General features: G+C 47.1%; 23 protein-coding genes. All 23 read left to right on the top strand.

All coding sequences use genetic code 11. The features are described from left to right. Positions 1 to 103 precede the first annotated feature (103 nt). Positions 104 to 691, top strand: a complete 588-nt coding sequence (locus ACUYLD_RS14965; RefSeq protein ID WP_209947923.1) for a TIGR01440 family protein — start codon at positions 104 to 106, stop codon at positions 689 to 691. Positions 692 to 811: 120 nt separating this feature from the next. Beyond that, entirely contained in the window at positions 812 to 2,062 is a 1,251-nt protein-coding gene (locus ACUYLD_RS14960; protein ID WP_013312336.1) for a serine hydroxymethyltransferase, read from the top strand. 174 nt (positions 2,063 to 2,236) lie between these two features. Beyond that, the gene (locus tag ACUYLD_RS14955; protein WP_446675405.1) at positions 2,237 to 3,118 is read left to right on the top strand and encodes a carbohydrate ABC transporter permease; all 882 of its coding nucleotides are present in this window, start codon (positions 2,237 to 2,239) and stop codon (positions 3,116 to 3,118) included. Continuing rightward, complete coding sequence (locus ACUYLD_RS14950) at positions 3,118 to 3,954, top strand: carbohydrate ABC transporter permease (RefSeq protein ID WP_061832038.1); 837 nt, start codon at positions 3,118 to 3,120, stop codon at positions 3,952 to 3,954. The genes ACUYLD_RS14955 and ACUYLD_RS14950 overlap by 1 nt, the downstream gene beginning before the upstream one ends. 15 nt (positions 3,955 to 3,969) lie before the next feature. Continuing rightward, positions 3,970 to 5,235, top strand: coding sequence for an ABC transporter substrate-binding protein (locus ACUYLD_RS14945; RefSeq protein WP_039271557.1), 1,266 nt, complete (start codon positions 3,970 to 3,972; stop codon positions 5,233 to 5,235). 356 nt (positions 5,236 to 5,591) lie between these two features. Next, positions 5,592 to 6,221, top strand: a complete 630-nt coding sequence (gene upp / locus ACUYLD_RS14940; protein WP_013312332.1) for a uracil phosphoribosyltransferase — start codon at positions 5,592 to 5,594, stop codon at positions 6,219 to 6,221. Between the two features lie 110 nt (positions 6,222 to 6,331). After that, complete coding sequence (wecB, locus tag ACUYLD_RS14935) at positions 6,332 to 7,501, top strand: non-hydrolyzing UDP-N-acetylglucosamine 2-epimerase (protein WP_446675404.1); 1,170 nt, start codon at positions 6,332 to 6,334, stop codon at positions 7,499 to 7,501. Positions 7,502 to 7,672: 171 nt separating this feature from the next. After that, the gene (locus tag ACUYLD_RS14930) at positions 7,673 to 7,927 is read left to right on the top strand and encodes an AtpZ/AtpI family protein (protein ID WP_023990711.1); all 255 of its coding nucleotides are present in this window, start codon (positions 7,673 to 7,675) and stop codon (positions 7,925 to 7,927) included. Beyond that, on the top strand, positions 7,920 to 8,300 hold the full coding sequence (locus ACUYLD_RS14925; protein WP_013312329.1) for an ATP synthase subunit I: 381 nt from the start codon (positions 7,920 to 7,922) through the stop codon (positions 8,298 to 8,300). Before ACUYLD_RS14930 ends, ACUYLD_RS14925 begins: the two co-directional genes overlap by 8 nt. Positions 8,301 to 8,329: 29 nt before the next feature. Continuing rightward, positions 8,330 to 9,154 carry a F0F1 ATP synthase subunit A gene (gene atpB, locus ACUYLD_RS14920; protein ID WP_013312328.1) on the top strand — a complete coding sequence of 275 codons (825 nt, stop codon included), beginning with the start codon at positions 8,330 to 8,332 and terminating at the stop codon, positions 9,152 to 9,154. Positions 9,155 to 9,258: 104 nt separating this feature from the next. Then, a complete protein-coding gene (atpE, locus tag ACUYLD_RS14915) occupies positions 9,259 to 9,483 on the top strand; it encodes a F0F1 ATP synthase subunit C (protein ID WP_007432750.1) in 225 nt (74 codons plus the stop codon). A gap of 109 nt (positions 9,484 to 9,592) precedes the next feature. Continuing rightward, positions 9,593 to 10,081, top strand: a complete 489-nt coding sequence (gene atpF / locus ACUYLD_RS14910) for a F0F1 ATP synthase subunit B (protein ID WP_023990709.1) — start codon at positions 9,593 to 9,595, stop codon at positions 10,079 to 10,081. Beyond that, positions 10,078 to 10,623: a F0F1 ATP synthase subunit delta gene (locus ACUYLD_RS14905; protein ID WP_061832042.1), complete on the top strand. Its 546-nt coding sequence runs from the start codon at positions 10,078 to 10,080 to the stop codon at positions 10,621 to 10,623. The genes atpF and ACUYLD_RS14905 overlap by 4 nt, the downstream gene beginning before the upstream one ends. 19 nt (positions 10,624 to 10,642) lie before the next feature. Then, positions 10,643 to 12,157 carry a F0F1 ATP synthase subunit alpha gene (gene atpA / locus ACUYLD_RS14900; RefSeq protein ID WP_446675403.1) on the top strand — a complete coding sequence of 505 codons (1,515 nt, stop codon included), beginning with the start codon at positions 10,643 to 10,645 and terminating at the stop codon, positions 12,155 to 12,157. 218 nt (positions 12,158 to 12,375) lie between these two features. Beyond that, positions 12,376 to 13,242 carry an ATP synthase F1 subunit gamma gene (gene atpG, locus ACUYLD_RS14895; protein WP_039271553.1) on the top strand — a complete coding sequence of 289 codons (867 nt, stop codon included), beginning with the start codon at positions 12,376 to 12,378 and terminating at the stop codon, positions 13,240 to 13,242. A gap of 120 nt (positions 13,243 to 13,362) precedes the next feature. Beyond that, the gene (gene atpD, locus ACUYLD_RS14890) at positions 13,363 to 14,763 is read left to right on the top strand and encodes a F0F1 ATP synthase subunit beta (protein WP_013312323.1); all 1,401 of its coding nucleotides are present in this window, start codon (positions 13,363 to 13,365) and stop codon (positions 14,761 to 14,763) included. A gap of 69 nt (positions 14,764 to 14,832) precedes the next feature. Further along, positions 14,833 to 15,246 carry a F0F1 ATP synthase subunit epsilon gene (locus tag ACUYLD_RS14885; RefSeq protein ID WP_013312322.1) on the top strand — a complete coding sequence of 138 codons (414 nt, stop codon included), beginning with the start codon at positions 14,833 to 14,835 and terminating at the stop codon, positions 15,244 to 15,246. Positions 15,247 to 15,592: 346 nt separating this feature from the next. Further along, positions 15,593 to 15,844 carry a DUF1146 family protein gene (locus tag ACUYLD_RS14880; RefSeq protein ID WP_013373430.1) on the top strand — a complete coding sequence of 84 codons (252 nt, stop codon included), beginning with the start codon at positions 15,593 to 15,595 and terminating at the stop codon, positions 15,842 to 15,844. 323 nt (positions 15,845 to 16,167) lie between these two features. Next, positions 16,168 to 17,523, top strand: a complete 1,356-nt coding sequence (gene murA, locus ACUYLD_RS14875) for a UDP-N-acetylglucosamine 1-carboxyvinyltransferase (protein WP_013312320.1) — start codon at positions 16,168 to 16,170, stop codon at positions 17,521 to 17,523. 226 nt (positions 17,524 to 17,749) lie between these two features. Next, on the top strand, positions 17,750 to 19,189 hold the full coding sequence (gene spoIID / locus ACUYLD_RS14870) for a stage II sporulation protein D (RefSeq protein ID WP_446675402.1): 1,440 nt from the start codon (positions 17,750 to 17,752) through the stop codon (positions 19,187 to 19,189). 70 nt (positions 19,190 to 19,259) lie between these two features. Beyond that, positions 19,260 to 20,000 carry a peptidoglycan DD-metalloendopeptidase family protein gene (locus ACUYLD_RS14865; RefSeq protein ID WP_446675401.1) on the top strand — a complete coding sequence of 247 codons (741 nt, stop codon included), beginning with the start codon at positions 19,260 to 19,262 and terminating at the stop codon, positions 19,998 to 20,000. 201 nt (positions 20,001 to 20,201) lie between these two features. Beyond that, positions 20,202 to 20,489, top strand: a complete 288-nt coding sequence (gene spoIIID / locus ACUYLD_RS14860; RefSeq protein WP_007432737.1) for a sporulation transcriptional regulator SpoIIID — start codon at positions 20,202 to 20,204, stop codon at positions 20,487 to 20,489. 170 nt (positions 20,490 to 20,659) lie between these two features. Continuing rightward, positions 20,660 to 21,658: a rod shape-determining protein gene (mreB, locus tag ACUYLD_RS14855; RefSeq protein WP_023990703.1), complete on the top strand. Its 999-nt coding sequence runs from the start codon at positions 20,660 to 20,662 to the stop codon at positions 21,656 to 21,658. Positions 21,659 to 21,687 lie beyond the last annotated feature (29 nt).

Below are 21,687 nucleotides of genomic sequence, written 5' to 3'. Positions count from 1 at the left end.
CGGCTATAATATAGTCAGATTGTGATCAGGAGAGAGTGTGTTGAACTTGGGGCATGAGACCGTGCCTAGTCTCTGAGAGGCTGTTCAACCAAAGGAGGTTCCAATAGTGGGACAATTGGATCATGAGATTTCGCTAGAAGCACAGACCACTTCTGTTGTGCGGGAAATCGCAGAAGCAGCCAGTCTCAAGGCTGGCCGCCTGCTGGTTATTGGCGTTAGCACAAGTGAAGTGGCTGGAAGTCGGATTGGTACGGCGGGAGCGCTCGATGTGGCTCAGCAACTGTTGTCTGGAGTAGAGTCCGTTCGCAGGGAGTATGGCTTTGATGTGGCGTTTCAATGCTGCGAGCATTTGAACCGAGCGCTGGTCGTTGAACGGGCTGTGCTGGAGCGACTGGGACTGACGGAGGTTGCAGCTGTTCCTGTTCGTACAGCAGGAGGCTCTATGGCCACCGTCGCCTATCGTTCTATGAGTGACGCGTGTTTGGCGGCGAACGTGCAGGCCCATGCCGGGATAGACATCGGCGAAACGCTTATTGGCATGCATCTGCGACCCATTGCTGTTCCATTTCGCCCAAGTCTTCGCTGGATTGGCGAAGCACGTGTGACAGCGGCATTCACCCGTCCTCCACTTATTGGTGGACAACGGGCAGTGTATAGTCTGGAGCAAGAAGTCGGCGGAAACTGCGATTAGCATCTGGCATGGCGGCATGTTTGTACTAATCTTTTTTGCATTGATGATGAGGTACCCAACAGAGGAGCAGGCGTTTGCTTGTATACCCAACAATTGACTATGGAGAGGGAGTAATCAATCATGATGGAACACCTGCGTAAAAGTGACCCGGCAGTGATGGAAGCAATGGGACTTGAACTGAAACGACAACGCCACAATATCGAGCTAATCGCATCCGAGAACATTGTCAGTGAAGCAGTAATGGAAGCCATGGGCTCCGTGCTGACGAATAAATATGCTGAGGGTTATCCGAACAAACGTTACTATGGTGGCTGTGAGCATGTAGATATCGTTGAAGACATCGCACGTGACCGCGCAAAAGAATTGTTCGGCGCCGAGCATGCTAACGTGCAGCCTCACTCTGGAGCACAAGCCAACATGGCGGTGTATCTGGCAGCTCTCAAACCTGGAGATACTGTACTGGGTATGAATCTGGCGCATGGTGGCCATTTAACACACGGAAGTCCGGTTAACGCTTCCGGCTTGTTGTATAACTTTGCTGCTTACGGTGTACGCGAAGACAACTTCCGCATCGACTACGATGAAGTGCGCAAGGCAGCCTTTAAGCACCGTCCTCGTCTGATTGTAGCTGGCGCGAGTGCATATCCGCGTACTATTGATTTTGAAGCTTTTGCTTCCATTGCCAATGATGTAGGCGCTCTGTTTATGGTGGATATGGCACATATCGCTGGTCTCGTGGCAGCGGGAATTCACCCAAGCCCAGTTCCGCATGCCCAATTTGTAACAACAACGACACACAAAACGCTGCGTGGTCCGCGTGGGGGTCTGATTCTGACTCGCAAAGCATGGGCACAAGCGATTGATAAAGCTATTTTCCCTGGTACTCAAGGGGGGCCACTGATGCATGTGATCGCGTCCAAAGCGGTTGCTTTGGGCGAAGCGCTCCAGCCATCGTTCAAAACCTATGCGCAAAACGTAGTTCGCAACGCACAGGTGCTGGCTGAAACACTGTTGGCTGAAGGGATTAACATTGTATCCGGTGGTACGGATAACCATCTGATGCTGTTGGATACGCGCAATTTGAATATCACAGGTAAAGAAGCAGAGCATGTATTGGATTCGGTGGGCATCACAGTCAATAAAAATGCGATTCCTTTTGACCCGACCAGTCCATTCGTAACAAGCGGAATTCGTATTGGTACACCTGCTGCAACATCTCGTGGTATGGATGAAGAGGCTATGGTCAAAATCGGTAAAATTATTGCTGAAACCCTTAAAAACCCGAAAGATGATACTGTATTGTCCAAAGCAAGCCAAGCGGTTGGCGAGTTGACAGATAAGTTCCCGATTTATCCAGGAACTCAATACTAATTCATCGACATTCATAATTTTTATGTTATAGGCTGTTTTCCTTCCGTAAGCCGGAGGAGAACAGTCTTTTTTTGCTTCCGAACGACTCGAAACATACATTTTTGGGTAATAAGCGATTACAGTAAGGGTTTATGCGCGCTATCCTTCATGATCTACGACAAAGGAGTGATTGCATTGAGTCAAAGAAAATCCGCGCAATTTTTGCAGCAACTCGTATTTGTAGGACCGATGGCGTTGTTTTTTGTCTTGATTATGGTCATTCCGTTCCTGCTGGGGCTGTATTATTCTATGACCAACTGGGATGGAGTATCTGAAAATATCCGATCGCTCGGACTGGGGAATTACATTCATATTTTTAGGGATGATCCAGATTTTCGTAATGCATTCTGGTTTACGGTCCGGTTTACCGTATGTGGTGTCGTTCTGACGAACCTGATTGGCTTTTTCCTAGCCTATGCACTTACCAAACCGTTGCGTACCCGTAATGCACTGCGAACTGTATTTTTTATGCCCAATATGATTGGCGGCTTGCTGCTCGGCTTTATCTGGCAATTTATATTTGTACGCGGCTTTTCTGCAGTAGGTGAGGCAACAGGGCTTTCTTTTTTTAAACTGCCGTGGCTGGGTGATGGGCCAACTGCTTTTTGGGGAACTGTCATTGTGTTTGTGTGGCAATATGCAGGTTATCTCATGGTTATTTACATATCCTCGTTAAATAATGTCCCGCATGCCCTTATTGAATCGGCACAAATCGACGGTGCGAGTCGAAGACAGATTCTGCGTCATATTGTAGTGCCACTTATTATGCCAGCGGTGACCGTCTGCTTGTTCCTGGCGATATCCTGGTCCTTTAAAGTATTTGAGTTGAATTTGGCTCTCACAAAGGGGGGACCTTTCAAGTCGACAGAGTCTGTAGCGTTGGACATATATAATGAAGCGTTTACAAATAACCGACTTGGATTAGGGACTGCCAAAGCTATGATTTTCTTTGTGGTCGTTGCAATCATAACCAGCATTCAGGTGCGTCTCACGAAGAAAAAGGAGGTCGAAATGTAATGGGAAAAACGTCAAACTATCGTTTGGGCACATGGGCTGCTGAAATAATGCTAATTGTGATCGGGTTAATCTTTCTGGTTCCGTTTTATTTTTTGCTCGTAAACTCCGTTAAATCCTTTGGCGACATTTTGGCCCATTCCGCTTCGTGGCCGACAACCTTCCGTTTTGAAAACTATGCTAACGCCTGGAATAAAATAAACTTTCCCACAGCACTGGGGAATTCACTGATTGTCACGATCGTCAGTAATGCGCTTTTGCTACTAATCAGCTCGATGGCCGCTTACCAGATGGTTCGGCATGACACTCGTTTTAACCGGTTCCTGTTCGGTTTGCTTGTGGCTGCGATGGTAGTTCCCTTTCAATCGATTATGTTGCCGCTTATGGAAGTGTCCAACGTATTGAGCTTGAACAACAGTATACCGGGACTGATCTTATGTTATCTGGGTTTTGGAGCGCCTTTATCCGTTTTTCTTTTTCATGGCTTTATTAAAACGGTACCTATTGAGATCGAGCAGGCGGCAAGGGTGGACGGTTCATCCCGGTACGGGGTGTTCTTTCGCATCGTTTGTCCACTGCTGCTGCCTATGTTCGTAACCGTACTTATCTTGAATACCTTATGGATCTGGAATGACTATCTGTTGCCTTCACTCATTTTGAATGATCCTGAGCTGCGTACCATTCCGATTGCAACCTATATGTTGTTTGGTCAGTACACCAAGCAATGGGACTTGGCGTTGCCAGCACTAGTGTTGGGGATCACGCCAATTGTTGTGTTTTTTCTGGTGATGCAAAAATACATCGTTTCTGGCATTGCAGCCGGCGCGGTCAAAGGCTGAAGGGAGAGATAATCGATGAAAAAAACAGCGTTACTTGTCATCTCCTTGATGGTGCTGCTCGCATGTACACTTGCAGGTTGTGGAAATACGAAGGCTCAACAGAGTGAGACAAAAACGATACACATTTATCAATTCAAAGTAGAGATATCGGAACCGTTAAACAAGCTGAAGGCTGAATATGAAAAGACCCACCCTGGCATCAAGCTGGATATCCAATCTGTCGGTGGTGGTACGGACTACGGTGCTTCGTTGAAGGCTAAATTCGCATCAGGCGATCAGCCGGACATTTTTACAAATGAGGGCTACCAGGATCGGGATACGTGGTTGGAGTACTTGGAGGATTTGTCGGATCAGCCATGGGTGAAGGATCTGGATGATTTCGCTCGTAAGCCGATGACGGTTAACGGTAAGATTTATGGACAGCCTATGAACCTGGAAGGATTTGGATTTGTTTATAACAAGGATTTGTTTAAAAAAGCGGGCATAACCAAACTGCCTCAGACAATAGATGAACTGGAGGAAGCAGCCAAGCGACTGAAAGCGGCAGGGATTATACCTTTTGCTAACGGGTATGCGGAATGGTGGGTTCTGGGGAACCATTTTATCAATATCCCGTTTGCCAGACAGCCGAACCCGGAAAGTTATGTTGAGGATTTAAACAAAGGAACGGCTCGCATCCCCGGTAACCCCGTGTTCGATCAGTGGGTGAAGTTGCTTGACCTGACTATAAAATATGGGAACCGCAATCCGCTCACGACGGATTACAATACACAAGTGACACTGTTTTCGACAGGTAAGGCTGCTATGATGCACCAGGGGAACTGGACGCAACCGCAAATGGATGGAATTAATCCTAACTTGAATTTGGGTATTCTGCCTGCGCCTATAGACAATGATCCCTCCACAGGAGGTAGACTCGCGGTGGGAGTGGCCTCGAACTGGGTGATCAATAAAAATTCGCCTGTGAAGCAGGAGGCAAAAGAATTTCTCAATTGGTTGGTCACATCAGAAACAGGCAAACATTATATCACCAAGGAGTTTAAGTTTGTTCCTGCCTTCAAAAGTATCACGTCCAGTGACGAGACGACAGGTGATCTAGGTGCAGAAATATCTCGACATGTGAGGGAAGGCAAGATATGGAGTTGGAACTTTCAACGCTTTCCGAAAGGGCTAAATCAGGATTTAAGCAGTAGTATGCAAGCCTATATTGCAGGGGTTATCACGAAGGACGAAATGCTTCAGCAATTTCAGGGGGCATGGGACAATTTGAAGTATAGATAAAAGAATACCGCTGCATGAGGAAGCAAAGGCTATAGCATGGGCAGGAAGTTTAAAGCCAGCAGGCTTTGACGGTCAAGTGCCGTCAGGGCCTTTTTGATGTGGTTTTATGTGACGAAAGTCACACGTGAAGCGGTCCTATTAAGTATTTTACATGTCATATCTTTCCCTTGACAAAAGGTTGCGGTGGCAGGTGTTAAATCAATCAAGGGAATGTTATAATAAACAGGATTTACAGGCACGCATTGCATCTGTGCTTATTTGGTTTGTGCAAATAGGTTACATAGATCCTTTCGACTCAGGATAGTTCGATATGCTGGCGCGAAAGAACGTGACGATAATACCGGAGGGAATATATTATGGCGAAACTGGTGGTTTGCGATCACCCTTTGATCCAACACAAGCTTACATTTATCCGCGATGTGCGGACCAACACCAAGGATTTCCGCGAGCTGGTGGATGAAGTAGCAACATTGATGGCTTATGAAATTACACGGGATATCCCGCTGGAAAGCATTACGGTGCAGACACCGGTTGCTGAGACAGAAGGTAAAGTGATTTCAGGACGTATGCTGGGTCTTATTCCGATTCTGCGTGCAGGCTTGGGTATGCTGGATGGCGTAGTAAAGCTACTGCCTGCAGCAAAGGTAGGCCATGTGGGACTGTTCCGCGATCCTGAGACGCTGCAACCCGTAGAATACTATACGAAGCTGCCTACAGATGTAACTGAGCGCGAATTGATCGTGATTGATCCGATGCTTGCAACGGGTGGTTCGGCAATTGCGGCGATTGATGTATTGAAAAAGAGAGGCTGTACTCAAATTAAAATGATGAATCTGATTGCTGCTCCTGAAGGAGTCAAAGCTGTGCAGGATGCGCATCCTGATGTAGACATCTATGTCGCTGCATTGGACGAGCGTCTGGATGATCATGGATACATCATTCCGGGTCTTGGCGACGCGGGAGACCGCTTGTACGGAACCAAGTAGACTGCCCTTGGCGGTTCGGCAAAATCTATGAACGTTATGACAGGTCGTTTTTCTGAATAATGGAAGACCTGTGAAGCGGACATTTATTATGAAAAGGAGTTCAACAGAAAATGTCCAAAATCAAAGTGATGACAATTTTTGGTGTGCGTCCGGAAGCGATTAAGATGGCTCCTCTTATTTTGGAGCTTCAGCGTCACCCGGAGCATATCGAGTCCGTGGTATGCGTTACGGCTCAACATCGCCAGATGCTTGATCAGGTTCTGGAAGTTTTCAATATTCACCCTGACTATGATCTGGACGTAATGAAGGATCGCCAAACACTGAATGAAATCTCCATGCGGGTACTTCAAGGTCTGGAACCTGTATTGCGTGAGGCCAAGCCCGATATCGTGTTAGTTCACGGTGATACGCTGACGACTTTCCTGGCCAGCTATGCAGCCTTTATGCAGCAGATTGAAGTAGGGCATGTGGAAGCGGGTTTGCGGACGTGGAACAAGCTTTCTCCATATCCTGAAGAAATGAACCGTCAGCTCACAGGCGTGCTGTCTGATCTGCATTTCTCGCCTACTTCTTTATCGGCTGGAAATTTGCGGAAGGAAAATAAGCCTGAATCGCGAATATATGTTACAGGCAATACAGTAACTGACGTATTTCAGTATACGGTTCGCCAGGATTACGAGCATCCCGTACTGGACTGGGCTCAGGGCAAACGTCTGATTCTCATGACAGCACATCGCCGGGAATCCCAAGGGGAACCGCATCGTCAGATTTTTAATGCAGTTAAGCGAATTGCGGATGAGTTTGAGGATATCGCTATTGTTTATCCGGTTCATCCGAGTCCGGCTGTGAAGGAACCTGCATTTGAGATTTTAGGCAACCATCCGCGTATTAAGCTGATTGATCCGCTGGATGTCGTGGATCTGCACAATTTTTATCCACATACACATCTGATCCTTACGGATTCCGGTGGGCTTCAGGAAGAAGCACCTTCGTTCGGAGTACCTGTTCTGGTGCTGCGTGATACGACTGAAAGACCGGAAGGAATTGAAGCGGGCACCTTGGAACTGGTGGGTACGAGTGAAGAGAACGTGTACAATCGGACCAAGGCACTTTTGACAGATTCCACGTTATACGAATCTATGAGCCAGGCAGCGAATCCTTACGGCGATGGACAGGCATCAGTAAGAATTGTCAATGCGATTTTGCACCATTATGGTGTTCAAACTGAACGTCCTGAAGAATTTCACACAATGTTCACAAAAGGTGTTCGTCCGATATAATTATTCTTTACAAGGCAAGCATACAGTTAAACTGTACGGTTACCAAGGGATACAGCAATTTAAGATGCTTTGTCGTTTGATTTTATACTTTAGGGCGCTAAAATATCTCAATTGACAAAGCATCTTATATTTAAGTAAAATGGACTGGAATTGCAGGGGTGACATGGAAAAGTGGTCAAACCTTCCAAGCAAAACAACAACCGAAATAACACCGGAAATGCCTTTAAGGCTATAGGACTGGTGAGCGCGATCGGCATTGATTTGGCGATATGCACACTGGGTGGCTTCTATGCAGGAAAATGGCTTGATGCCAAACTTGGTGGCTCCGGAATTTGGATTGGCGTAAGCGTTCTCGCAGGCTTGGTTGTAGGCGCATTAAGTATTGCCCTTGTGATCGGAAAGGTACTGAGGGATAACCATGAATGAGATGACCCGTATGCAAAAAATGTTATGGATCGTAGCGCTTGGTATTATGGCTCTGTGTTTCCTGGTCTCCGCCTTCATGCCCCAACATCGTGACATTGCTCACGGAATCATTCTGGGAACGGGAGTAAGCTGTCTAAATGTGCTGTATATGGCCTACAAAATTCGACAGGTTGCGAGTGCGGCCGCCGGTGAAAGAAAGAAGAGAGTGTTTGGTATTGGCTTTGGCGTTCGATTAGGGACCTCAATTTTGGCAGTGGTGCTGGCGATAGAATTTCCGGCCTATTTCCATGAGATCGCTGTAATGGCAAGCCTGGTGACTGGGCAATTTCTTCTGTTAATTATAGGCATCATATTCGCGCTTCAGGAAAAATGATGGCTCAACTGAGAAAGGGGTGAGAAAACATGTTGCATGAATCACCGATTATCCAATTGGGCGGGTTTAACATTGACTTGTCCGTCATTATTATGCTTATTGTGACTTGTGCGATTGTATTTGGACTGGCATTTGCTGCAACGCGCAATTTGTCTGTGGACAATCCAAGCAAGCTGCAAAATTTTATGGAATGGGTCGTAGAATTCGTTCAAGGACTGATTACCAGCACGATGGATTTGAAAAAAGGGAAGCCATTCCTCTCCTTGGGGATGACGCTGATCATGTTCATTTTCGTGGGGAATATGCTGGGCTTACCGTTCGGGATTGTGACCGAATTCGATAATGTGCAAAGTGCCCAAGTATTTGGACATGAAATCATTCCAGTCAAAGAAGCATTAGAACAAGCACAGGCGTCTCACCCGGGCGAAGCTGCCCATGTAGGCATCAGCTGGTGGAAATCACCTACTGCAGATGCAGGGGTATCTATTGGACTCGCTTTGATGATCTTTGTCCTGGTTCATTTCCTGGGGATCTTCCGCAATACCAAAGCTTACTTCAAGCATTACGTTCAGCCATTTCCATTCTTTTTGCCAATTAACTTGATTGAGCAGTTCTCAAAACTTTTGACACATGGTATGCGTCTATTCGGTAATATTTTTGCCGGCGAAGTTTTGATCAGTGTTCTGCTGAAATTGACAGCACTTGGTGTAGGAGGCTGGATTGCTTCCGTATTGGGACTCGTTGTTTGGCAAGGATTCAGTATTTTTGTCGGCAGTATTCAAGCGTTCGTCTTCACGATTCTGACGTTTGTATACATTTCGCAGTCCATTGACACGCATGAAGAAGAGCATTAGACAAGCTTGTTTTCCGGTTTTTAGTTAAGTTCAGGAGTACGCTTCGCTCTTAACTGCAAATACATGTACAATACAAATACACATCACTAAGGAGGATTTTTAAAATGGGAGTTTGGGCATATATCGCAGCTGCAATCGCAGTAGGTTTGGGCGCTTTGGGCGCAGGTATTGGTAACGGTCTGATCGTAAGTAAAACAGTTGAAGGTATCGCTCGTCAGCCTGAAGCAAAAGCAACGTTGCAAACGGTAATGTTTATCGGTGTAGGTCTGGTCGAAGCCCTGCCAATCATCGGGGTCGTTCTGGCATTCATTTTCTACGCAGGTGCTTAATTGAATGGAAGCAAGGTTTGGCGGGGAAGGCACAGCCATCCGCGCCTTCTTTGTTCGTTTGAACATGAAAGATCCAGAACCGACGTTCACCGGAAAGGAGTGACTTCAATTGAGTTTAAATTGGACAAGTATCGTTTTCACAATCATTGCATTTTTGATCTTGTACTGGTTACTGACGCGTTATGCATTCGGCCCTCTCTTTTCCGTTATGGAGAAGCGCCGTCAGCTTGTATTACAGCAAATGAATGAAGCGGCACAGACGCGTGAACAGGCTGCTGCTTATGTTGAGGAGCAAAAGCAGGCTCTCCAGCAGGCACGTAAGGAAGCGTACGACATTATTGAGCAGTCAAAACAAACAGGTAACAAGCAAGCGGAGCAAATTATTGTTCAGGCTAAAGACGAAGCTGTCCGCCTGAAAGACGAAGCTGTTCGTGAAATCACAAGCGAGCGTAATAAGGCGGTTGCCGAACTGCGCAGCGAAGTGGGTAAAGCTTCGGTACAAATTGCTTCCAAACTGATTCAAAAGGAAATCAAGGAAGACCAAGTCCAAGGAGAGCTTGTCGACCAATACCTTAAAGAGGTAGGAGGCAAAGCATGAGCCGGGATACGGTAGTTGCCAAACGGTATGCGAAAGCTTTGTTTGAAGTGGCAGAGCAAGAACAGACCATTATGGAAACCGAGCAGGAGCTACGTGCTTTTGTAGAGGCTGTATCGGGGGATGCTGAAATCCGTAAATTCATTAATTCTCCTAACATTACGGAAACGGTCAAGCTTCAAGTTCTGGCTAACAGTTTTGAAGGCAAGCTGTCTGCCTCGCTAATTAACACGATCAAACTGTTGATTCAGCGTAGTAGAGCAGATTTGTTCGAATCTCTCCTTGCCGGATACCTCGATATTCAGGAATATAAGCTGGGACTTGCTCATGCAAAGGTGTATTCGACTTATGCTTTAAGTGATCAGGAAAAAACAGCGGTAGCCGAGCAATTCGGAGCCCGTGAACATAAAACAATCCGCGTGGAAAATATAGTGGACCCGAGTCTGCTGGGCGGATTGAAAGTGGTTATCGGCGATACACTGTACGACGGCAGTCTGGCCGGCAAGCTGGATCGTCTCGAGAAATCCTTTAACAGACGAGTATAGAAGATAGGGGTGAACACACTTGAGTATCAAACCTGAGGAAATCAGTTCATTGATTAAAAGTCAGATTGAACAATATAAAAATGATATCGAGGTCGTTGAAGTCGGCACTGTTGTTGAAGTCGGCGACGGTATTGCCCGCGTCTACGGACTGGAAAAAGTTATGGCCGGTGAATTGGTTGAATTCGACACTGGCGTATTGGGCTTGGCGCTCAACGTGGAAGAAAGCAATGTCGGTGTTGTTATTTTGGGTCAATTCTCCGACATTCGTGAAGGCGGTCAAGTAAAACGTACAGGTCAGATCATGCAGGTCCCTGTAGGGGAAGCACTGATCGGACGTGTAGTTAACCCACTGGGACAACCGGTAGACGGTAAAGGACCGATTGCTACAACAGAATTCCGTCCGGTTGAAAGTCAGGCTCCAGGTGTTATGGCCCGTAAATCGGTACATGAGCCTATGCAGACGGGGATTAAAGCTATTGATGCAATGGTTCCGATTGGTCGTGGTCAACGTGAGTTGATCATCGGTGACCGTCAAACAGGTAAAACTTCTATCGCAATCGATGCAATTTTGAACCAAAAAGGCAATGGCATGAAATGTATTTATGTCGCTATTGGTCAAAAACAATCCACGGTAGCTCAAGTTGTTGAAACATTGCGGCGTCACGGTGCGCTGGAATACACGATTGTCGTTACGGCATCTGCTTCCGAACCATCACCATTGCTGTACATTGCTCCTTACTCTGGCTGTGCCATGGGTGAGTATTTCATGTACAAAGGCGAGCATGTCCTTGTTGTTTATGATGACTTGACTAAACAAGCGTCAGCTTACCGGGAACTGTCCCTGTTGCTGCGTCGTCCACCGGGTCGTGAAGCTTATCCGGGTGACGTTTTCTATCTTCACTCTCGCTTGCTGGAACGTGCAGCGAAGCTGAATGATGAGTTGGGCGGCGGATCACTTACCGCATTGCCGTTCATCGAGACACAGGCTTCCGACGTTTCTGCATATATCCCAACTAACGTTATTTCCATCACGGATGGACAGATCTTCCTGGAAGCTGACTTGTTCTATGCAGGGCAACGTCCAGCGATCAACGTAGGTATTTCCGTATCTCGTGTAGGTGGTTCTGCTCAGATTAAAGCGATGAAAAAGGTAGCAGGTTCCCTGCGTCTGGATCTTGCTCAATATCGTGAGCTTCAAGCGTTCTCCCAATTCGGGTCCGACTTGGATAAATCCACAAAAGCCCGTCTGGATCGCGGCGCACGCATGATGGAAATTCTGAAACAGGGCGTTAACCAACCGCTTGCTGTAGAGCAACAAGTAGTGAGCTTGTATACTGCAGTAAAAGGCTTCCTTGATGATATCCCTGTAGCGGATGTAAAACGTTTTGAAAAAGACTTCCTGTCTTTCATGGTGTCTGACCATCAGGACGTGCTTCAATCTATCCGCGACACGAAAGACTTGGTGGCTGATAACGAAGCGGCTTTGAAGGTGGCTATCGAGAAATTCAAAAAATCATTCGCCACGTCGGTTTAATACATTGGAATTGCCTGTTTATGATGAAAGATGTCCTAAGGAAGCGTGCCCTCCGGGTTTTGGCTTCCTTGGCATGTTTTACCCTCTATAACAGGCCCTTTAACATATGTCCGGCTGGATTTGAATCTTACGAAGTGCTTAGACTTGGTCCAAGCTAAGCTAAGGGATTGCTTACGAAGTTAGCTTTGGCTTTGCTAGAGCTTAAAGGTGGTGAAATCATGGCAAAAGGTATGCGCGAGATTAAACGTCAGATTAAAAGTGTGCAGAGTACGAAACAGATCACGAAAGCGATGGAAATGGTCGCTGCATCCAAGCTGAGAAAAGCTCAGGAGAAAGCGGAGTCGGCTCGTCCTTACTCAGAAAAGCTTAAGGAAGTTGTGAGTAGCATTGCTTCTGGAGCGAATAACATCAAGCATCCAATGCTGGAAACGCGTCCGGTTAAAAAGACTGCTTATCTCATCATTACATCTGATCGTGGTCTGGCTGGTGGTTATAACGCCAATATTTTGCGACAGGTTACGCAGACGATTGCTGAACGTCACCGTTCACAGGATGAATTTGTGATTTTCATCATTGGGCGAAAAGGACGGGATTATTTCAGACGTCGTGAATTTCCTATCGCTGAATCGGTAACAGATCTGTCAGATACACCTGCTTTTGCAGATATCAAAACAATTGCAAGCAAGGCTGTACAAGGCTTTGAACTTAAAGAATTTGATGAGCTTTATCTATGCTATAACCGCTTTGTCAACGCATTGACTCAAATTCCAACAGTTGACCGTCTGTTACCAATGGCAACACCGGATTCAGCTACAGCTTCATCCTCAATTAACTATGAGTATGAGCCTTCACCAGAAGGAGTGCTGGAAGTATTGCTGCCGCGTTACGCGGAAACGCTCATTTACGGCGCTTTGCTGGATGGTAAAGCTAGTGAACTGGGAGCGAAGATGACGGCGATGGGATCTGCTACGAAGAATGCTTCCAAGTTAATTGGTGAGCTTTCCTTGACCTATAACCGTGCTCGTCAAGCGGCTATTACCCAGGAAATTACGGAAATCGTTGCAGGGGCAAGCGCTCAGTCTTAATCAGGCTTGTTGCGACTGTTTTATAGCATGTCTACACTATTATGATAAATTGCGGGCGCAAAACAAATCAGAGTGGTTCGGATTTGCGGCTGTGCAAGCTTGTAGGAGGGAAACCAAAAGATGAACAAAGGACGCGTAGTGAGCATCATGGGTCCGGTTGTCGACGTTGAGTTCGAACGTGGACAGCTTCCGGAAATCCTGAATGCCATTCATATTGGGACTGTGCTGGAGAGCGGAGTCAAAATTGACCTGACGCTCGAAGCTTCAAAACATCTAGGTGACAACCGTGTGCGTTGTATTGCCATGTCTTCCACAGATGGTCTGGTTCGTGGAGCTGAAGCCATAGATCTGGGAGCACCTATTTCAGTACCTGTCGGCGAAGCTACTCTTGGACGCGTATTTAACGTACTTGGAACGCCAATTGATAATGGTGCTGATATGAGTGAAACGGCTAGAAATCCGATTCACCGTCAAGCTCCTTCTTTCGATGAGCTGACAACTCAAGCAGAGATGCTCGAAACAGGTATTAAAGTTATCGATTTGCTAGCTCCTTATGCCAAAGGTGGTAAAGTCGGATTGTTTGGTGGTGCTGGTGTAGGTAAAACCGTAACCATTCAAGAATTGATTAACAATATCGCTCAGGAGCATGGTGGTATTTCTGTATTTGCGGGTGTAGGTGAACGCACACGTGAAGGAAATGACTTGTATCATGAAATGAGAGATTCCGGCGTTATCAACAAAACAGCGATGGTGTTCGGACAAATGAACGAACCTCCGGGTGCACGTTTGCGTGTAGCTCTCACAGGTCTGACGATGGCGGAATACTTCCGTGACCAAGAAGGCCGTGACGTGTTGCTCTTTATTGACAACATTTTCCGCTTTACTCAAGCGGGTTCTGAGGTTTCGGCCTTGTTGGGACGTATGCCTTCAGCAGTAGGTTACCAGCCTACGCTGGCTACTGAGATGGGTCAATTGCAAGAACGGATTACTTCTACTAAAAAAGGTTCTGTTACTTCCATTCAGGCGATCTATGTGCCTGCGGATGACTACACTGACCCGGCTCCTGCTACGACGTTTGCCCATTTGGACGCTACAACGAATCTGGAACGTAAAATTTCCGAAATGGGTATTTACCCGGCGGTTGATCCACTCGCATCAAGCTCCCGTATTTTGGCTCCAGACGTTGTGGGTGAAGAGCATTACAATGTAGCGCAAGGGGTAAAACAAATTTTGGCCCGCTACAATGAGCTTCAGGATATCATTGCGATCTTGGGTATGGATGAGCTGAGTGAAGAAGATAAAATGTTGGTAGCACGTGCACGTAAAATCCAGCGTTTCCTTTCTCAACCTTTCCACGTTGCCGAAGCATTTAACGGCTTCCCAGGTAAATATGTGCCGGTTAAAGAAACTGTACGAAGCTTCAAAGAAATTTTGGAAGGCAAGTATGACCATCTTCCAGAAGCGGCTTTCCTTTTTGTAGGAGCCATCGAAGAAGCAGTTGAAAAAGCTAAAACGTTGTAAACAACAGGCAAAGAATAGCCGAGCCTTACGAAGTGAGCTGTCTGTGGACAGTTTCCAGGAGGGATTCAAGTGAGCACGTATTTACTAGAGATTGTGACGCCGGAGCGCCTGGTCTATACAGAACAGGTAAACAGCATCAGTGTTCGCGGCTCGGAAGGCGATCTTGGGATTTTACCCGGACACCTTCCCTTGGTCACTCCCTTGAAGATTGCACCGATACGTATTAAAATCGGTGGTCAAACCGAAGTGATCGCGGTCAATGGGGGCTTTCTTGAAGTCCGCAAGGATAAAGTGGTCATTTTGGCTGAGAGTGCGGAACGTTCCGAAGAAATTGATGTGGAGCGTGCCCGTGCGGCAAGGGAGCGGGCAGAACTGCGGCTCCAGAGCAAACAGGAACAGATAGATCACCATCGGGCGGAAGTAGCTCTGCAACGGGCGCTTAACCGTTTAAATGCTACAAGCATCAGAACCAATAAGAATTAATATTGGATTTTAAGTGGAATTTTAAAAGGGTTCGGCATAGTATACGGATGGAACGACAAGGAGACCACTTCATAACTTCTGCCAAAGAATGTCCGGTAGAAGGTGAGGAAGAACCTTGCTTCCTTCGATCACTGTGATCGGGCCCTTTTTTAGCTGTTATTACCAAATGTACAGTCCTATTTCTTGCCCGGTTGCTAGGTATTTAGTACCTTTTAAATTCACGAAACAGAAGTGATTAATCACATTTTGTCGAAATAAATGTCCTAAAAGCAGAAATAGCACTGGCATATTAGGCGTTCGCCGAGTATTATAAAGAAGTCTGTGACGCAGATGGGAGGAATTATGGTTGAACGGGAAACAGCAATTGGCTGAACAGCTAAGTCAATCGGCGAGTATGACCGCGCTGATCTCCATGATCGTGTCGCTTATCTGTATAGCGTTAGCTTGGTGGGCTTTACAGAGCTTAAAGCTGGATTTGTTAATTCGGCAACCCAAAGGACCGCAGGGCAGATTGCTACACTTGTTTCTTGCTATAATCTTGGGACAGTTGGTTTCTGGGTTCCTGTTGAGCTACATCTCTTGGAGCCAGATGCTCTAGAATTTGTTTTAACATGAAGTAGGCGGGTTATATGACCTTATGACTGTGTCTCTGCGGGAATTGTCGAATAACATCGCGTCATATTGTTAACAATGGTAAACAAAAGAACCATACATGTATAGCTGGCTGAATCAGTTAGAGTACAATGGTCATCAAGTACAAAAAACGCTTGTATACTTGTTTTAATCAGTGGTATGATGGCAGTTAGGGTATTAGTAAAACCTTGTTTTTTTATGTAATGAAAAAGCAAGGCATGAAAATAGCGGAATATGTTCTTTTTTTCCAGAATGGAAAAGGGAAATGACGCGCGGAGGGAACCATAGATGAGCAAATTTATCGTCCGCGGTGGCAACAGATTGACCGGGAGTGTCAAAGTCAGCGGAGCCAAAAACTCAGTTCTGCCGATCATCGCCGCTTCTCTGCTAGGAGAAGAAGGAGAAAGTGTTATTATTGATGCACCTCCTCTAGACGATGTGATGACCATTAACAAAGTGCTGGAGTCCTTAGGAGCAGGCGTTACATACCAAGATGAGGTCATTCGTGTTGACGCGCGGAAGATAATTTCCTGTGAAGCCCCTTACGAGTGGGTTAGGAAAATGCGCGCATCATTCTTGGTTATGGGACCGCTGCTTACACGTTTGGGACGTACAAGAATCTCGCTTCCAGGCGGATGTGCAATCGGAACGCGACCAATTGATCAGCATTTAAAGGGTTTTGAGGCATTGGGCGCGGAGATTAGCCTGGGCCAAGGTTTTATTGAAGCTAAAAGTAACGGGCGTCTGCGTGGAGCTAAAGTTTATTTGGATGTAGCCAGCGTAGGAGCAACCGAGAATATTATGATGGCCGCTACTCTTGCTGAGGGCGTAACTACCATCGAGAATGCTGCTAAGGAACCTGAGATTGTTGATCTCGCAAATTTCCTGAATGGAATGGGTGCCAAAGTACGCGGTGCGGGCACGGGCGTTATTCGTATTGAAGGCGTCGAGAAGCTGCATGGTGTAAAACATACCGTCATTCCCGACCGGGTAGAAGCAGGTACTTATATGGTTGCTGCTGCGATCACAGGCGGGAACGTATATGTAGAAGGCGCAATATCCGATCATTTGGGACCGGTTATTTCCAAGATGGAAGAAATGGGTGTAACCATTCAACCTGATGAGAACGGAATTCGTGTCATTGCAGATAAGCCGTTAAAGGCCGTTGATGTTAAAACATTGCCTTATCCTGGTTTTCCTACCGATATGCAGTCTCAGATGATGGCACTTCAACTTGCCGCTGAAGGAACGAGCATTATTACGGAAACCGTGTTTGAAAATCGTTTCATGCATGTGGATGAATTTCATCTCATGAATGCCGAAATTAAGGTCGAAGGTCGTTCCGCCATTGTAACTGGTAATGCTAAGCTGACAGGTGCGAAAGTAACCTCTACAGATTTGCGTGCAGGTGCTGCGTTAATTCTGACCGGACTCATTGCGGAAGGTACAACGGAGGTATCCGGCGTACATCACATCGATCGCGGTTACGTTCATTTGGCTGAGAAGCTGACTGGATTGGGAGCGGACATTTACAGAGTGACCGTGGAAGAGTCCAAACTGGATCATTCACCCAGTACAGAGCGCGTAATGCCGGAAGAGACGTCGGGGAATCTGTTTAAGAAGATCCAGCCTTCCCTCGCCTAAGCCTTAACGTATGTAGCTTCATGTTGCATAAGTATATTCTTGTACAATAAAGAACCAAGTCCGAAAGGGCTTGGTTTTTTGTTGTTTGCAGCCAGTCTTTTTCATTCTTTCAGTTCTCTTAAAATGGTTCTATCAAAGTGGACGACTTCATATGATTGAAAATATCTGCTGGAGTATATCTGTACTTCCAGCCGGACACTTAGCCCTTTGATGGAGGTTTCAGCCTATGAAAGATTCACAGGTTCGCATCCGTATACCCATTCATCATCCTAAGGAACATTGCCAGGCTTCACTTGCGGAGGAACGCTCTGGCTCTATAGCTACTTCGTTACAGAAAAATAAGCTTATGCAACAGCAGCCGGACACAAGAGGTACATTGCCGACTGGCGTCAAGCTCAATCGGCGTACAACAGCCGTGCCTTCCGCTGTGAACTCCGTTGAAACGGCTCTGCCTATCGCTGGAGCAGCGGCCCATGACACACGCACTGCAACCCCGCTGCAAGTGACGTTGCCGCACCTGCGTCCATCCGCCGGGCGTACCCCGCGCTGGGGCAGCAGACGCCCATGGCTGCCATTCGCTGCCATGGCAGGGGTGCTGGTGCTTGCCATGGCTGTGCCCGCGCTAATGGCGTGGCCTCGCCAGACGGCGCAGCCGTTGCCGCCGAGCAGTCGCACGGCAGCACCAGCTGCGCCTAGCGTGACGGCAAAGGGCGAGACTCCCGTCACGCGCTTGCCGGGCGTCCCGCCGATACCGGCGGTGCCCGCTGCTCCAGCGCGCAGCGTGCCGGTGGCAGCAGAGCCGGACGTGCACGTGTACGTCACGTCTACCGGTCGCACGGAGACGTTACCGCTGGAGCAATACATTGTCGGCGTAGTAGCCGCCGAAATGCCGCCCAGCTTCGAGGGCGAGGCACTAAAAGCACAGGCTATTGCCGCGCGTACCTTCATTGCCCGACGTTTGCTGGCTGATGACACTAGCGGTGCGCCGGCGGGAGCAGATGTGACGGATACTGTTAAACATCAGGCTTATATCTCCAAAGCCAAACTTACTAGAGAATGGGGGCGTTCTGGTAAATCCGCAGAGCTGGCTAAAATTCAGCAGGCCGTACGCGACACCAAGGATACCATCATGGTATATGAGGGTAAGCCCATTACCGCTTCTTTTTTTTCTACTAGCAACGGCTATACCGAAAATTCAGAGGATGTATGGGCGAAGGCAGTGCCCTATTTACGAAGTGTGTCAAGTCCATGGGACAAGCAGCTGGCCCCACGTTATACAGAAACCGTCACACTGAGTCGTCAGAGTGTGTTCGATAGATTGGGATTGAGTCGTACTGCAATTGCCGCCTCTACTGGAGGAGGAAGTATGCCAGAGATTCGTATACTCTCCAAGACAGAAGGGCATCGCATCAAGAAGATTGAGGTTGGTGGCTCAATCTTTACAGGGCCGGAAATCCGTAACAAACTGGGGTTACGTTCGGCTGAGTTTACGTGGAAGGCTGAGGGGGATCGGATTGCTATAACAACCTATGGTTATGGTCATGGTGTTGGTATGAGTCAGTGGGGAGCCAATGGAATGGCTAAGGAAGGTCATACTGCCACTCAAATTCTCCTTCACTACTATACTGGCATTTCTTTTGCGCAAGCCTCTCGTATTCTAAGTTAGTAAATATTTCGAAACTTTGAAGTATAAAAGAGTTGCACCCGGTAACACTGGTTACTGAGGTGATGAGCAAATGAATGAACAAAATAAAAACCAGAACCAAAACCATGAAGAAACACCCAAAACCTTTCAGGGTGGAAGAGCTTCACGGCCGTCTTCGTGGAAAAAGCTGTTGTCCAAAAGGTGGGCATACCCGGCAGCCTACATTGCCGCAGCAGCCATTATACTAACCTTAGTGTGGGTCTATCAGGATGCCAGCCAGAAGTCTTTCAAACCTGACCCAGCTAGTCCATCGGTACAAAGCACAAGTGCAGTGAATACCGATGTTAACGGAGAACAGCCAGAAAGCGTGGAAGTAGTTGCCCAGTCGGAAAATATCGCATGGCCAGTGGCAGATGCTGGCGCAGTACAAGTCGTAAAGCCGTTCTTTGATGAGAACGCAACAGCTGATGAGCAGGCGGCAGCTATGGTAGAGTACGATAAAACATTTACCGCTAACACTGGAATTGATCTTTCCCGGGCCGACGATCAGGCGTTTGAAGTGAGAGCCGCCCTGAGTGGCAAAGTATCTCGTGTAGAACAACATCCGCTGGTAGGTAATGTCGTAGAAATCACGCATGATAATAATCTCAAAACGGTGTACCAAAGCTTGAGTGATCTGAAAGTAAAAGAAGGCGATCAAGTGAAACAAAACGATGTGATTGCTTTAGCGGGTCGTAACGAGCTTGAGAAGGATTTGAAAACACATCTGCATTTTGAAGTGTATCAGGATGACAAGCCGGTGAATCCAGCAGGTCTGCTTCCTAAAAAATAAATTTGGTCATGGCTTTGCATGCAAAGCGGGGAATCCATATTCCCTGCTTTTTTCTTTTGTTGTTTTTGTGCATAAGGTAAACATAAGCTGCTTTTGCCAAATAAATAGGCCTTCCGAAGCATGTCTTCCCGCCAAACCGCGAATATATAGGCACGCTCCTCATATAATGTACCAAACTATCCACAGTAGGGAGGCGGGAGCGTGCACGATTACATCAAGGAACGGACCATCAAAATCGGTCGCTGTATCGTGGAAACAAGGAATACGGTCCGTACGATTGCCAAGGAATTTGGTGTCTCCAAGAGCACGGTGCATAAAGATCTGACCGAACGGCTGCCTGAAATCAACCCGGATCTTGCCGATCAGGTGAAGCACATTCTCGAATACCATAAATCCATCCGCCATCTGAGGGGAGGAGAAGCAACGAAAATTAAGTACAAAAAAACGAGTGGCAAACGAAGGGAGATTCTCGTTTCCGGCAAGTCCTAAAAATATATAGTGAATTGGCTGGCAAAGCCATTGAATCAACCCCCTGAAGTATGATATGTTAAAAGATGGTACAAGACGAAAAATGACATGTAACCATAGGTTTATACATATATTTGCCGCTTCTTGTCGAATCTTAGCTTTTAAAATATCACTTTGGGGGCCTTTTTAATATGTTCAGTAATGATATCGGTATCGACCTCGGTACGGCCAACGTGCTTATCCACGTCAAAGGGAAGGGGGTTGTTCTTGACGAACCTTCCGTTGTCGCGATAGAAAGCGATACAAAAAGAGTTCTGGCTGTCGGAGAGGAAGCGCGCCGTATGGTGGGACGTACTCCTGGTAATATCATAGCCATCCGTCCATTACGTGATGGTGTCATCGCCGATTTTGAAGTAACAGAAGCGATGTTAAAATATTTTATCAATCGGGTAGGGGGAAAAAGCTGGTACAGCCACCCTCGTATTCTAATTTGTGCGCCGACGAACATTACCTCAGTGGAGCAAAAAGCGATTCGTGAAGCGGCGGAGCGTAGCGGGGCCAAGGAAGTATTTTTGGAGGAAGAACCAAAAGCGGCTGCCATCGGGGCAGGAATGGATATTTTTGAGCCTAGTGGCAACATGGTAGTGGATATTGGTGGCGGAACGACTGACGTTGCAGTCCTCTCTATGGGGGATGTCGTAACAGCTTCTTCCATTAAAATGGCAGGGGACAAATTTGATACAGCCATCATGAAATATGTAAAAACGAAGTACAAGCTTTTGATCGGGGAACGTACGGCTGAGGATATCAAGATTGCTATCGGAACCGTGCATCCGAGCGGACGGCGTGCAGAAATGGACATCCGTGGACGGGATATGGTATCCGGATTGCCCAAAACGTTAAGTATTTCTGCGGATGAAGTGCAGGATGCGCTTAGAGATCCTGTGTCGGCGATTGTTGCTGCGGCCAAGTTTGTATTGGAGCAGACCCCACCGGAACTGTCAGCTGATATTATTGACCGTGGTGTTATTTTGACTGGTGGCGGTGCCTTGCTTAGCGGATTGGACGAGCTGCTTGCTGAAGAGTTGCGTGTTCCGGTACTGGTCGCCGAAGATCCGATGCATTGTGTCGTTAAAGGTACAGGAATTATGCTGGATAATTTGGATCATGTGGTTAAGAAAAAGTTCTAATCTGCCGATAGTGACTATAAGAGACTCGT

Source organism: Paenibacillus sp. SER-28, from assembly GCF_052906305.1.
This window is presented reverse-complemented; position numbering and strand designations above follow the sequence as displayed.